The organism is Silanimonas sp., assembly GCF_027531545.1.
Classification (GTDB): domain Bacteria; phylum Pseudomonadota; class Gammaproteobacteria; order Xanthomonadales; family Xanthomonadaceae; genus Silanimonas.
The window spans coordinates 312,089-323,541 of record NZ_JAPZSC010000001.1 but is presented as its reverse complement, the minus strand read 5'-3'; the positions used below and the strand labels follow the sequence as shown (position 1 = coordinate 323,541).

Below are 11,453 nucleotides of genomic sequence, written 5' to 3'. Positions count from 1 at the left end.
CTCAGTCGAGCCTTGTCCTCGGGCGATCGTGCGGCGTGCGCCCGTCCCGCGGCGCACGACTTTCGCGCGGTTCGCGGCCGTCGATGTCGCCCTGCGTGCAGCGCTGCGGAATCTTGTCACGGAGGCGCCGCGGCCCGCAGCCGCTCGCGTCGGGATCGAAGCGCCACAGCCGCGCCGAGCGCGGCGGCAGTTCGACCGTCAGCGTCCCGCCGCTCAACGCGAGCACGTGGTCCGACAGCGCGTCGCGGAAACGCCCCGGTGCACGCAGCGGATGGGCCTCGACATCCACGGCCAGCGTGCGCGTTTCGCCGCACTTGTTGATGCCCACCAGGGCGCGGTCGCCGCGGCGATACAGCAGGTGGCAGTTGCTCTGCGAGACCATGCGCATCGGCTCGCCGGCCAGGGCGTTGTGGAAGCCGAGCATGGCCGCGATGTCGCTGCGGCGGTACAGCCCGTTCCAGCGGTTGTCGCCGCTCTCGTTGTTGTCGGAGTAAATGAGCGGCGTGCCTTCGCCGCGCGACAGCAGCCACGCCCAGGCCAGCGTTTCATCGGTGGCGTCCATGATCAGGCCGCGGAAGATGCCGTTCAGCGGGATGTCGTGGTTCACCGCGAAGGTCCAGGCGCGCTGCGGATCGATGGCCTGCTCGTCGGCCTGCGCGGTGACGAGGATGGACAGGTCGCCGCCGAAGCCGAAGGCCTGGCGCATGCGGTGGAACAGCGGGAAGTCGTAAGCCTGGAGCGGCGTCTGCGCCATCCAGGGCTTCAGGAAGATCTCGTACTCGGTGTTGCCGCGGCCACCGCCGGTGATGATCTCGCCGAACACCGGCCGGCCGCCCAGCAGGGCGGGATCGAAGACCGCGTTCACGTGGGCGAGCGTCATGTGCTTCGCGGCATCGAGGCGGAATCCGTCCGTGCCGAGCGCGATCAGCGCCGCGATGTACTGGCGCTGCGCGTTGATGACCTTGGCGCTGCCCTGCAGGTCGGGCAGCCCGGTGTCGCCGCCGCCCGAGCACAGACGCCCGCTCTGCACCTGCGTCACGTTGTTGTAGTCGGTGATGCAGAACGCCGGATGGAAGTCGCCGCCGTCGAACAGGTCGGTGGCGAGGTCGCCGAACAAGCGCTGGCGCTCCCAGCGCGCCGGGTCCGATGCGTACACCGAGCGCACGCGGGCGCCGGGGAAATTCAGGTCGGCGCGTTGGCCGGCCTCGTTCGCCATGTGGTTCAGCACGAGGTCGGCGTAGAGCTTCACGCCGCGCAGTTCGAGGGCGGCGCTCATGCGCACGAAGGCCTCGGTGTCGCCGAGCGGGTGGTCGATGACGCGGTAGTCCTGCGGCTGGTAGCGCGCCCACCACTGGCCGCCCTCGCTCTTCAGCGGCGGTGCCACCAGCACGCCGGCATAGCCGAGTTGGCGGATTTCCGAGGCGCGCGCCTCGATGTCGGCATAGCGCCAGTTGAAGGCATGGAGGATGGCTTCGGCGGCGGCTTCACCGGGCAGCAGGGCGAGGCAAGCCAAGGCGAGCGCGCTGGCGAAGCGGCGCAGGCGAGCCATGGGGCAGGGCAGGGTGGGCATGGCGGCGTCCAGCGCGAAGGCGATGCCGAATGGTTCTGCGCGGATGCCTTGGCCACAACGCCCTGCATACGTATTCACACCTAGGCTCCGGCATACTCTGCGGCCCCGCCGTTTCCGCCACCGCCGACCCCGCGCCGGAGCCTTTCGTGCTGCTGATGATCGACAACTACGACAGCTTCACCTTCAACCTCGTGCAGTACCTGCAGGAGTTGGGTGAAGAAGTGCGCGTGGTCCGCAACGACGAACTCACCGTGGCCCAGATCGACGCGCTCAAGCCCGATCGAATCGTCATCTCGCCGGGCCCGTGCACGCCCAATGAAGCGGGCGTATCCGTCGAGGTGATGAAGACGCTGGGTCCGCGCATCCCGGTGTTCGGCGTGTGCCTCGGCCACCAGTCGCTGGGGCAGGCCTTCGGCGGCGACGTGGTGCGGGCGAAGGTGATCATGCACGGCAAGACCTCGCCGATCCGACACGCCGGCTTGGGCGTGTTCGCCGGTATTCCCGACCCGTTCGAGGCCACGCGCTACCACTCGCTGGTCGTGAAGCAAGAGACCCTGCCCGCCGCGCTCGAAGTGACCGCGTGGACGGAAGGCGAGGGCGGCGGCATCGACGAGATCATGGGCCTGCGCCATCGCGAGTTCCCCGTCGAGGGCGTGCAGTTCCACCCCGAGTCCATCCTCACGCAGCACGGCCACGCGCTGCTGAAGAACTTCATCGAGCGTCGCTGATGCGCGCGGTTCTTCTCGCCTCCGCATTCGCCGCGATGTGCCTCGTGGCGCTTCCGGTCCTGGCCGCCCCATCGACGGATGCCGCACCTGCGGCGTCGACGCGCGCCGAGGGCGCCGGCCGGCTCGATGGCAGCACTGCCGAAGCCTTCGCCGACAGCCTCGCCGCCCTCGAGGCGGGGATGGGCGATGCGGCGAAGCTTGGCCTGCACATGAAGCTCGCGCAGGTGCGCGCGAAGCTGGCCGAACAGCGCGGTCGCCCGCTCACCGACGCGGAGTTCGCGACGGCGCTGGACGGCAAGACGCTGGCCGACCTCGACACCCTCGCCGACGCCGCGCCGACGCACATCACCATCGACATCGAAACCAGCGACGACACCTGACCATGCCTTTGTCCCCCCAGCAGGCGCTCCAGCGCATCATCGAGCACCGCGAGATCTTCCACGACGAGATGATCGACCTGATGCGCCAGGTCATGCGCGGCGACGTCTCGCCGGTGATGACCGCGGCCATCTTCATCGCGCTGCGCGTGCGCAAGGAAACCGTCGGCGAGATCGCCGGTGCCGCGGAAGTGATGCGCGAGTTCTCCGCGAAGGTGGAGGTTGCCGACCCGGCGCACTTCGTCGACATCGTCGGCACCGGTGGCGACGGCGCGCACACCTTCAATATCTCGACGGCCAGCATGTTCGTCGCGGCGGCGGCCGGCGCCACGGTGGCCAAGCACGGCAACCGCAGCGTCAGTTCGAAGTCGGGCAGCGCCGACGTGCTCGAAGCGCTCGGCTGCGCCATCGAGCTGCAGCCGGCACAGGTGGCGGCCTGCCTCGCCGAGAGCGGCATGGGATTCATGTTCGCGCCCATCCACCATCCGGCGATGAAGAACGTCGCGCCGGTGCGTCGCGAAATGGCCGTGCGCACGCTGTTCAACATCCTCGGGCCGCTGACGAATCCGGCCGGCGCGCCGAACATCCTGATGGGCGTCTTCCATCCCGACCTCGTGGGCATCCAGGCCCGCGTGCTGAAGAAGCTCGGCAGCAGGCGCGCTCTGGTGGTCTGGGGCCGCGACGGCGTCGACGAGATCTCGCTCGGCGAGCGCACGCTGGTCGGTGAGCTGCGCAACGGCGAGATCAGCGAGTACGAGATCGCCCCGGAGGATTTCGGTCTGGCCCGCGCCCCGCTGTCGGCGCTGCGCGTCGACGACCCGCAAGCCTCGAAGGCGATGCTGCTCGAAGCCATCGATGGTCGTGGCGGCCCCGCCGCCGACGTCGTGGCCTTGAACGCCGGCGCCGCGCTCTATGCCGCCGGCGTGGCGGTGAGCATCCAGGACGGCCTCGCCCGTGCCCGCGCCGAGATGGCCAAGGGCACGCCGCGCGCGAAGCTCGACCGGTTCGTCGCCCTGACGAACGCCAAGGCCGGAGCCGGCGCATGAGCGACATCCTGCAGAAGATCCTCGCCCGTAAGGCCGAGGAGGTTGCCGCCCGTCGGGCCCACGCCCCGCTGGCCGAGGTCGTTGCCCGCGCCCGCGACGCCGCGCCGGTCCGCGGTTTCGCCGCCGCGCTCGAATCGAAGATCACCGCCGGCCACGCCGCGGTGATCGCCGAGGTGAAGAAGGCCAGCCCGTCGAAGGGCGTGCTGCGCGCCGACTTCCGTCCTGCCGACATCGCCGCCAGCTACGAACGCGGCGGCGCGGCCTGCCTGTCGGTGCTGACCGACGTCGATTTCTTCCAGGGCCACGACGACTACCTCGTGCAGGCCCGCGCGGCCTGCGCACTGCCGGTGCTGCGGAAGGACTTCACCGTCGACGAGTACCAGATCCACGAGGCCCGCGCGCTCGGCGCCGACGCCGTGCTGCTAATCGTCGCGGCACTGGATGATGCGCAGCTCGGCGGCTTCAGCAACCTGGCGATGGGGCTGGGCCTCGACGTGCTGGTGGAAGTGCACGACGCCGATGAGCTCGAGCGTGCGCTGCAGACGGCCTCGCCGCTGATCGGCATCAACAACCGCAACCTGCGCACGTTCGAGGTCTCGCTCGACGGCACGCTCGGCATGAAGGCTTCGGTGCCGACGGACCGTCGCCTCGTCACCGAGAGCGGCATCCTCGCCCGCACGGACGTGGAAACCATGCGCGCTGCCGGCGTGCATGCCTTCCTCGTCGGCGAGGCGTTCATGCGCGCCGAGGATCCCGGCACGGCCCTGCGCGCGCTGTTCGACTGATTCCCGTCGGCCGGGCCGCTCAGCCCGCCAGAAGCTTCGCGGCCTGCACGAGCGCGAGGATCATCACCAACCCGCCGACCATCCAGAGCAGCGCGCGCTCGGGCAGTCGGCTGACCGCGAAGGCGGCGAACGGCGCCGCCAGCGCGCCGCCGATCAGCAGGCCCAACACGATCTCCGCATGCTGCAGGCCGATCGTGCTGGCGAACGTCGCGGCGATGGCGAGCGTGACGACGAATTCCGCCGCCGCGACGGTGCCGATGGTCTTGCGCGGGGGGTGGCCACCGGCGAGCAGGCTGGAGGTCGTCACCGAGCCCCAGCCGCCGCCGCCGATGGCATCGAGCGTTCCGGCCACCAGCCCGAGCGGCGGCACGTGCCGCGGCGTGGCGCGGTAGTGCCATCGTTGCGCAGCGCGCAGCAGGATGAGCACCGATAGCGCCAGCAGGTAAAGCACGATCAGCGGCTTGATCCAGACGCTGGCCACGTGGACCAGGAAAAGTGCTCCCGCCACGCCGCCCAGCGCGCCGGGTAGCGCCAGACGCAGGAAGAGGCCACGGTCGACGTTTCCGAACACCGCGTGGGCGCCGCCGGAGATGCCCGTGGTCACGACTTCCGCCGTGTGCACGGCGGCACTGACCGTGGCGGGCGGGAAACCCAGGCTCAACAGCACGGTCGAACAGACGAGTCCGTAGGCCATGCCCAGCGCGCCGTCGACGAGTTGGGCGATGGCGCCGAGCGCCACGAACCACAGGAAGGTCTCGCCGAACGGCATGCCCGCGCGCTCGGTGGCGTTGCGCAGCGGGCCTCGAGGCGCCTCAGCGGGTGCCGTACACCACGATGGTCTTGCCGCGGGCGTGCAGCAGGCCCTGCTCCTGCAGCTGCTTCAGCACGCGGCCGGCCATTTCGCGCGAGCAGCCCACGATCCGCGCCAGCTCCTGGCGTGACACGCGGATCTGCGTGCCCTGCGGGTGGCTCATGGCATCCGGTTCCTGGCAGAGGTCGTGCAGCGCGCGGACGATGCGGCTGCCGACGTCGAGGAAGGCGAGGCGGCTAGCCTTGCGGCTGGTTTCGAGCAGGCGCTTCGAGAGCTGGGCGCCGATCACGTAGAGCAGCTTCGGCGCATCGGCCGAGAGCGGGCCGGTGAGCAACTGGTGCAGGCGCTCGTAGCTGATCTCGGCGAGTTCGACCGGCGATCGGGTGCGCAGCGTCACCACGCGCTTGTCCGCCTTCACGAAGAGACCCATCTCGCCGACGAAGTCACCGGGGTTGGCGTAGCTCAACACCAGTTCGCGATCCTCGGATTCCTCGCTGATCACGCTGACCGAGCCGGTGACCACGTAGTACAGCGTCGTGGCCGCATCGCCCGGACGGAACACGTCGGTGCGGTTCGGGTACTTGCGTCGATGGCACTGGTCGAGGAAGCGCGCCAGCGTGGCTTTGTCGAGGTCCAGTGGCGAGCTGGCCACCTGCGAGCGGACCGTCGGGGTCAGCAGGGTGGCGGAGGCGGTCAGGATCATGGGGTGTCCCTTCGAAGCGTTTCCTTAGCTTATGGCCCCCGGGACTGTGGATTCAATCGCATTTTCACCTTGCTGGCCCGAAAGGGTGGCCCCGGGGGGCGCGTTGCCCGATAATCGCGGCCCCTTAGCGCCACCCCTCCTCAAGGACCCCCGCCGTGGTCAAGCCGCTGCCGCGCCTCCGCCTGCAAGGTTTCAACAACCTCACGAAGGCGCTGAGCTTCAACATCTACGACGTCTGCTACGCGGTCACGGAGGAGCAGCGCCAGCGCTACATCGAGTACATCGACGAGGCGTACAACGCCGAGCGCCTGACCCAGATCCTGACCGACGTGGCCGAGATCATCGGCGCGAACATCCTGAACGTGGCCCGCCAGGACTACGACCCGCAGGGCGCCTCGGTGACGATCCTCATCAGCGAGAATCCGGTCATCGACAAGAAGGCCGCGGGCAAGGAAATCATCTCGGAGGCCGTGGTCGAGCACGACGAGGCGCCCGAAGCCTCGGTGGTCGCGCACCTCGACAAGTCGCACATCACGGTGCACACCTACCCGGAAACGCACCCGCACAACGGCATCGCGACCTTCCGCGCCGACATCGACGTGGCGACCTGCGGCGTCATTTCGCCGCTGAAGGCCTTGAACTACCTGATCGAGAGCTTCGAGTCCGACATCGTGATCATGGACTACCGCGTCCGTGGCTTCACCCGCGACGTGAAGGGCACGAAGCACTACATCGACCATCGCATCAACTCGATCCAGGACTTCCTCGCGAAGCCCATCAAGTCGAAGTACGAGATGATCGACGTGAACGTCTACCAGGAGAACATCTTCCACACGAAGATGCACCTGAAGGAGTTCGACCTCGACACGTACCTGTTCGAGGAAAAGGCCAAGAACCTCAGCTTCAAGGACCGCATGCGCATCGAGGCGCAGCTGAAGCGCGAGATCGAAGAGCTGTTCCACGGCCGCAACCTGACCTGACCCGCGCATGGGCGCCGCTTGGCTCTGGTTGCTGGCGGCCGGCCTGTTCGAGATCGTCTGGGCGGTCGGCCTGAAGTACAGCGAGGGCTTCAGCCGCCTGGGCCCCAGCGTGATCACCGTCGCCGCGATGGGCGCCAGTTTCTGGTGCCTAGCCCGCGCCCTGCGCGAGATCCCGCTCGGCACCGGCTATGCGGTGTGGGTGGGCATCGGCGCCGTCGGCACCGCCATCGCCGGGGTGCTGCTGTTCTCCGAGCCGGCCACTTGGCCGCGCGCGTTCTGCGTCGGCCTGATCCTCGCCGGCATCATCGGCCTGAAACTCACCTCGGCCTAGAGCCGGTAGGCCGTCGCCTTCATCAGCTTCGACACGGCGGCCATCGCTTGCGGGATGGGCGGCGGCAGCGTGCGCGCGCCGGCTTCGAGCGCGTGGTCGGCGTGCCGCGCTTCGTCGGCCTTCATCACCTCCAGCACCGCGCGCGAGCGGGCGTCGCCCTCGGGCAGCGTCTCGAGGTGTTCGGCCAGATGCGCTTCGACTTGGCGTTCGGTTTCGACCACGAAGCCGAGGTTCCAGCCGTCGCCACGAAGGCCCGCGGCGACGCCGATGGCGTAGCTGCCGGCGTACCAGAGCGGATTCAGCAGGCTGGGGCGGCTGTGGAGCTCGTCGAGGCGGTCGGCGCACCAAGCGAGGTGGTCGGTTTCCTCCTGCGCGGCCTCGCGCAGCTGGGCGCGTACCGCGGGATCGCGCGCCACCGCGGCTTGCCCCGAGTACAGCGCCTGCGCACAGACTTCGCCCGTGTGGTTGATGCGCATCAGGCCGGCCGCATGGCGGCGGGCGGCCTCGTCGAGGTCGGCCTCCGCGTGGGCTGCGCCCGGGTTGGCGCGCTGCGCCTCGGGCCGGGCGAACACGGTGTTCAGGGCGCCCTGCAGCTCGCCGAGCCAGTGGTCGAGCGGACGGTTGTCGCGGATGAGCGTGGGGAGGGGCACAGTGCTCTGGAGTGGTGGGCGGCGATGCCGTATGCTCGCGCACCCTCGCGCCGTCGCGCCAGCCACGCCCTGTGAACTCCGGTTCCGGGCGGGAACCTGAACGCCGGACACGCCCCTGCCCCTTGCAAAGGGTCGGGCGGCCAGCTATCCTTTTTCGTCTACCCTTTCACTATTCGCTTTCTGGAGCTGTCATGAAGAGCATGACCGTCAGCGCCAAGGCCGAGACCGTCCAGCGCGACTGGTTCGTCGTCGATGCGGCCGGCAAGACCTTGGGCCGCCTGTGCTCGGAACTGGCGTTCCGTTTGCGCGGCAAACACAAGCCGACCTGGAGCCCGCACGTCGACACCGGTGACTACTTCGTGGTCATCAATGCCGACAAGATCGCGGTCACCGGCAACAAGCTGAAGGACAAGATGTATTACCGGTTCACCGGTTACATCGGCAACCTGAAGTCCGAGTCCCTCGAGCAGGCCCTCGACCGTCACGCCGAGCGCGTGATCGAGATCGGCGTCAAGGGCATGCTGCCGAAGAACCCGCTGGGCCGCGCGATGTTCCGCAAGCTCAAGGTCTACACCGGCGCCGAGCACCCGCACACCGCCCAGCAGCCGAAGCCGCTGGACCTGTAAAAGAGACCGCACATGGCACTCCAGCAGAATTACGGCACCGGCCGCCGCAAGTCCTCGACCGCCCGCGTGTTCCTGCGCAAGGGCACGGGCAACATCACCGTCAACGGTCGTCCGCTCGACGAGTTCTTCGGCCGCGAGACCTCGCGCATGATCGTGCGCCAGCCGCTCGAGCTGACGAAGACCACCGAGCAGTTCGACATCCTCGTGACGGTCGAAGGCGGCGGCACCACCGGCCAGGCCGGTGCGATCCGCCTCGGCGTCTCGCGCGCCCTGGTCGAGTACAACGACCAGCTGAAGCCGGAACTGCGCAAGGCCGGTTACATGACCCGCGACGCCCGCGAAGTCGAGCGTAAGAAGGTCGGCCTCCACAAGGCCCGCCGCGCCACGCAGTTCTCGAAGCGCTAAGCTTCGGCCCGGCGCCGGCTCTGCTGGCGCTGGTGCTCTGGATCTACAGCCCGTTAGCCAAGCGGTAAGGCACCTGACTCTGACTCAGGCATTCGGTGGTTCGAATCCATCACGGGCTGCCACTCCAGCAGCAAACAACGGCCCTTCGGGGCCGTTTTGTTTTGGTGCGTTTGTCGATCCGGGCCCGGTGGCGCATCCTGAGGGCCTCCCCCAAGGACGCCCACCATGACCGTCGCCAGCCAGGAACTCGCCCCGCTCTTTCCGCTGGGTGGCCTTCGCCCCGAGACGCGGCAGTACCTCGCGCGCGAGGCGCTGGAGCACACCGTGGGTCGCGGCGAGCTGGTGTTCCAGGCCGGCGACATCGACGACGACACCGTCTACGTGATCCGCGGTGATGTGCGCTGCGATTACCCGGACGGGCGCCGCACGCTGCACCAGGCCGACTCGCCGGTGCACGGCCGCTACCCGCTCAACGACGCGGTACCTCGGCGTTTCCGGGCCACGGTCGAAAGCCGCGATGCCCGCCTGCTGCGCCTGAACCGCCGGCAGGTCGAGAAGCTGATCGCCTGGGACCAGATCAGCCGTCAGCCCAGCTTCCGCTTCTTCGACGAGCGCGCGAACGGGAACGACTGGGCCTACCGGCTGCTGCAGGCGCCGGCATTCAGCCGCTTGCCGACCGGCAACCTCGAAAGACTCTTCCAGGCCTTCGTCGAGCAGACCGTTGCGCCCGGCGAAGTGGTGGTCACCGAAGGGGACCTGCCCGGCGACTTCTACGTGATCCGCGAGGGCACGGCCTCGGTGACCAAGACCTTGGACGGTGCACCGAAGGTGGTTGCGTACCTGGCGGAGGGCGATGCCTTCGGCGAGGACGGCCTGCTCTCGAACCAGCCGCGCAACGCAACGGTGCGGATGCTGCAGGGCGGCCGCCTGCTCCGGCTGTCGCGCGCGGATTTCGACTCGGTGCTGAAGCCGCCCGTCATCAAGTGGCTGTTGCCTGCCGAAGCGGCGAAGCGGGCGCAGGACGGCGCGATCGTGCTCGACGTGCGCCTGCCGGAAGAGGTCGCCCAACGCTCGATCACCGGTGCGCTGAACGTCCCGTTGGCCCGGCTGCGAGAGGACGCGCCGGGCCGCCTGCCGCCGGGCCGGCCTGTGATCGTCTACTGCAACACCGGGGAACGCTCGGCCGCCGCTGCTTTCGTGCTCTCTCGCCTCGAGTACGACGTGAGTGCGATCCACGGCGGGCTGGCGGCGATGCTGCGCCTGCAGGCGCAGCAACAGGCCATGGCCGAAGCCGCGAAGGGCTGAGGCTCAGCGGTTCTTGCGGACGTTGCCGGCGCTGATCACCACGTCGGCGGCGCGGCGCGCGAACAGCCCGCAGGTGACCACGCCCGGGATCTGGTTCAGCTCGCGCTCGAGCGTGAGGGGATCGACGATGTGCAGGTTGTGCACGTCAAGGATCCAGTTGCCGTTGTCCGTGGTGACGCCTTCGCGCCACACCGGCTGGCCGCCCATCGCGACGATCTTGCGGCCCACCAGCGAGCGCGCCATCGGGATCACCTCGACCGGCAGCGGGAAGCGGCCGAGCACGTCGACTTCCTTGGCGGCATCGATGATGCAGATGAACTTCGCCGAGGCCTCGGCGATGATCTTTTCGCGCGTCAGCGCGGCCCCGCCGCCCTTGATCAGACGGTTGAACGGGTCGCACTCGTCGGCGCCGTCGACGTAGAGCGACAGCGGGCCGGCGGCGTTCAAGTCCATGACGCGGATGCCAAGCGACTTCAGTTGGGCGGTGCTCTGCTCCGAGCTGGAGACGGCGGCTTCGATGCGGTCCTTCATCGCGCCAAGGCCGTCGATGAAGTGCTTCACCGTCGAGCCGGTGCCGACGCCGATGATCATGCCGTCCTCGACGTATTCGAGGGCCTTGAGCGCGGAGGCGCGTTTCTGTTCGTCGGCGGTGCTCATGGGCGTTGCTTCTCCAGCGTGAGGATGTGTTTCCACTGCGCGGCGGTGACCGGCAGCACGGACAGGCGGGTGCCGCGACGCAGCAGCACGAAGTCGTCGAGCGCGTCGGCGTGGCTGCGGAGTTCGTCGAGGGAAATCGCGCGCGACAGCTTGCGCTCGAAGCCGACGTCGACCAGCCACCAGCGCGGGTCTTCGCGCGTGCTCTTGGCGTCGAAATAGTCGGATTTCGCGTCGAACTGCGTCGGGTCGGGGTAGGGCGTCGAAGCGACGGTGGCGAGGCCGTAGATGCCCGGGACGTCGGCGTTCGAGTGGTAGAAGAACACGCCGTCGCCGACGCGCATCTGCTTCCACATGAAGTTGCGCGCCTGGTAGCTGCGCACGCCGCTCCAGGGCTCGGCGCCGACGCGTTCGAGGTCGTCGATGGAGAATTCGTCCGGCTCGGACTTCATCAGCCAGTATTGGCGGGCGGGCTTGGGCAT

Annotated in this window: 15 protein-coding genes and 1 tRNA gene; 10 read left to right on the top strand and 6 right to left on the bottom strand. The window is 68.6% G+C overall.

Annotation, left to right across the window (positions count from 1 at the left end):
- Position 1 precedes the first annotated feature (1 nt).
- A complete protein-coding gene (locus O9280_RS01440) occupies positions 2 to 1,570 on the bottom strand; it encodes an alpha-amylase family protein (RefSeq protein WP_298337911.1) in 1,569 nt (522 codons plus the stop codon).
- Between the two features lie 146 nt (positions 1,571 to 1,716).
- Here O9280_RS01440 and O9280_RS01435 point away from each other — a divergent pair, with 146 nt between their 5' ends.
- Genes O9280_RS01435 through trpC form a run of 4 tightly spaced genes read left to right on the top strand, consistent with a single transcriptional unit; the run spans position 1,717 to position 4,506 of the window.
- The gene (locus O9280_RS01435) at positions 1,717 to 2,298 is read left to right on the top strand and encodes an aminodeoxychorismate/anthranilate synthase component II (RefSeq protein WP_298337909.1); all 582 of its coding nucleotides are present in this window, start codon (positions 1,717 to 1,719) and stop codon (positions 2,296 to 2,298) included.
- The gene (locus O9280_RS01430) at positions 2,298 to 2,678 is read left to right on the top strand and encodes a hypothetical protein (protein ID WP_298337907.1); all 381 of its coding nucleotides are present in this window, start codon (positions 2,298 to 2,300) and stop codon (positions 2,676 to 2,678) included. The genes O9280_RS01435 and O9280_RS01430 overlap by 1 nt, the downstream gene beginning before the upstream one ends.
- Before the next feature lie 2 nt (positions 2,679 to 2,680).
- A complete protein-coding gene (gene trpD, locus O9280_RS01425; RefSeq protein ID WP_298337905.1) occupies positions 2,681 to 3,721 on the top strand; it encodes an anthranilate phosphoribosyltransferase in 1,041 nt (346 codons plus the stop codon).
- Positions 3,718 to 4,506, top strand: coding sequence for an indole-3-glycerol phosphate synthase TrpC (gene trpC / locus O9280_RS01420; RefSeq protein WP_298337903.1), 789 nt, complete (start codon positions 3,718 to 3,720; stop codon positions 4,504 to 4,506). The genes trpD and trpC overlap by 4 nt, the downstream gene beginning before the upstream one ends.
- 19 nt (positions 4,507 to 4,525) lie before the next feature.
- Here the strand turns inward: trpC and O9280_RS01415 are convergent, their stop codons facing one another.
- Complete coding sequence (locus tag O9280_RS01415) at positions 4,526 to 5,275, bottom strand: sulfite exporter TauE/SafE family protein (protein WP_298337901.1); 750 nt, start codon at positions 5,273 to 5,275, stop codon at positions 4,526 to 4,528.
- Positions 5,276 to 5,318: 43 nt separating this feature from the next.
- Positions 5,319 to 6,020, bottom strand: a complete 702-nt coding sequence (crp, locus tag O9280_RS01410; protein ID WP_298337899.1) for a cAMP-activated global transcriptional regulator CRP — start codon at positions 6,018 to 6,020, stop codon at positions 5,319 to 5,321.
- Positions 6,021 to 6,175: 155 nt separating this feature from the next.
- Here crp and speD point away from each other — a divergent pair, with 155 nt between their 5' ends.
- Complete coding sequence (gene speD / locus O9280_RS01405) at positions 6,176 to 7,000, top strand: adenosylmethionine decarboxylase (RefSeq protein ID WP_298337897.1); 825 nt, start codon at positions 6,176 to 6,178, stop codon at positions 6,998 to 7,000.
- Between the two features lie 7 nt (positions 7,001 to 7,007).
- Positions 7,008 to 7,331, top strand: a complete 324-nt coding sequence (gene sugE / locus O9280_RS01400; protein WP_298337895.1) for a quaternary ammonium compound efflux SMR transporter SugE — start codon at positions 7,008 to 7,010, stop codon at positions 7,329 to 7,331.
- Here the strand turns inward: sugE and coq7 are convergent.
- Complete coding sequence (gene coq7, locus O9280_RS01395; protein ID WP_298337894.1) at positions 7,328 to 7,981, bottom strand: 2-polyprenyl-3-methyl-6-methoxy-1,4-benzoquinone monooxygenase; 654 nt, start codon at positions 7,979 to 7,981, stop codon at positions 7,328 to 7,330. The two genes, sugE and coq7, sit on opposite strands and share 4 nt — an antisense overlap.
- Positions 7,982 to 8,172: 191 nt before the next feature.
- Here coq7 and rplM point away from each other — a divergent pair, with 191 nt between their 5' ends.
- From rplM to O9280_RS01375, 4 genes are all read left to right on the top strand, one after another.
- Positions 8,173 to 8,607, top strand: coding sequence for a 50S ribosomal protein L13 (gene rplM, locus O9280_RS01390; protein WP_298337892.1), 435 nt, complete (start codon positions 8,173 to 8,175; stop codon positions 8,605 to 8,607).
- 12 nt (positions 8,608 to 8,619) lie between these two features.
- A complete protein-coding gene (rpsI, locus tag O9280_RS01385; RefSeq protein ID WP_297865680.1) occupies positions 8,620 to 9,012 on the top strand; it encodes a 30S ribosomal protein S9 in 393 nt (130 codons plus the stop codon).
- 47 nt (positions 9,013 to 9,059) lie between these two features.
- Positions 9,060 to 9,134: transfer RNA gene (locus tag O9280_RS01380), tRNA-Gln, on the top strand.
- Between the two features lie 103 nt (positions 9,135 to 9,237).
- Positions 9,238 to 10,317 carry a cyclic nucleotide-binding domain-containing protein gene (locus tag O9280_RS01375; RefSeq protein ID WP_298337890.1) on the top strand — a complete coding sequence of 360 codons (1,080 nt, stop codon included), beginning with the start codon at positions 9,238 to 9,240 and terminating at the stop codon, positions 10,315 to 10,317.
- Positions 10,318 to 10,320: 3 nt separating this feature from the next.
- On the opposite strand, the gene rpiA is transcribed toward O9280_RS01375, so the two are convergent.
- Complete coding sequence (rpiA, locus tag O9280_RS01370; RefSeq protein WP_298337888.1) at positions 10,321 to 10,974, bottom strand: ribose-5-phosphate isomerase RpiA; 654 nt, start codon at positions 10,972 to 10,974, stop codon at positions 10,321 to 10,323.
- Positions 10,971 to 11,453 carry an EVE domain-containing protein gene (locus tag O9280_RS01365; RefSeq protein ID WP_298337886.1) on the bottom strand — a complete coding sequence of 161 codons (483 nt, stop codon included), beginning with the start codon at positions 11,451 to 11,453 and terminating at the stop codon, positions 10,971 to 10,973. Before O9280_RS01365 ends, rpiA begins: the two co-directional genes overlap by 4 nt.

What these genes read in the sequence shown, in the direction of transcription:
- O9280_RS01440 (WP_298337911.1), bottom strand. Translation starts at nt 1,570, where the DNA reads ATGCCCACCCTGCCCTGCCCCATGGCTCGCCTGCGCCGCTTCGCCAGC.
- O9280_RS01430 (WP_298337907.1), top strand. Translation starts at nt 2,298, where the DNA reads ATGCGCGCGGTTCTTCTCGCCTCCGCATTCGCCGCGATGTGCCTCGTG.
- trpD (WP_298337905.1), top strand. Translation starts at nt 2,681, where the DNA reads ATGCCTTTGTCCCCCCAGCAGGCGCTCCAGCGCATCATCGAGCACCGC.
- trpC (WP_298337903.1), top strand. Translation starts at nt 3,718, where the DNA reads ATGAGCGACATCCTGCAGAAGATCCTCGCCCGTAAGGCCGAGGAGGTT.
- O9280_RS01415 (WP_298337901.1), bottom strand. Translation starts at nt 5,275, where the DNA reads ATGCCGTTCGGCGAGACCTTCCTGTGGTTCGTGGCGCTCGGCGCCATC.
- crp (WP_298337899.1), bottom strand. Translation starts at nt 6,020, where the DNA reads ATGATCCTGACCGCCTCCGCCACCCTGCTGACCCCGACGGTCCGCTCG.
- sugE (WP_298337895.1), top strand. Translation starts at nt 7,008, where the DNA reads ATGGGCGCCGCTTGGCTCTGGTTGCTGGCGGCCGGCCTGTTCGAGATC.
- rplM (WP_298337892.1), top strand. Translation starts at nt 8,173, where the DNA reads ATGAAGAGCATGACCGTCAGCGCCAAGGCCGAGACCGTCCAGCGCGAC.
- rpsI (WP_297865680.1), top strand. Translation starts at nt 8,620, where the DNA reads ATGGCACTCCAGCAGAATTACGGCACCGGCCGCCGCAAGTCCTCGACC.
- O9280_RS01375 (WP_298337890.1), top strand. Translation starts at nt 9,238, where the DNA reads ATGACCGTCGCCAGCCAGGAACTCGCCCCGCTCTTTCCGCTGGGTGGC.
- rpiA (WP_298337888.1), bottom strand. Translation starts at nt 10,974, where the DNA reads ATGAGCACCGCCGACGAACAGAAACGCGCCTCCGCGCTCAAGGCCCTC.
- O9280_RS01365 (WP_298337886.1), bottom strand. Translation starts at nt 11,453, where the DNA reads ATGCCCAAGCCCGCCCGCCAATACTGGCTGATGAAGTCCGAGCCGGAC.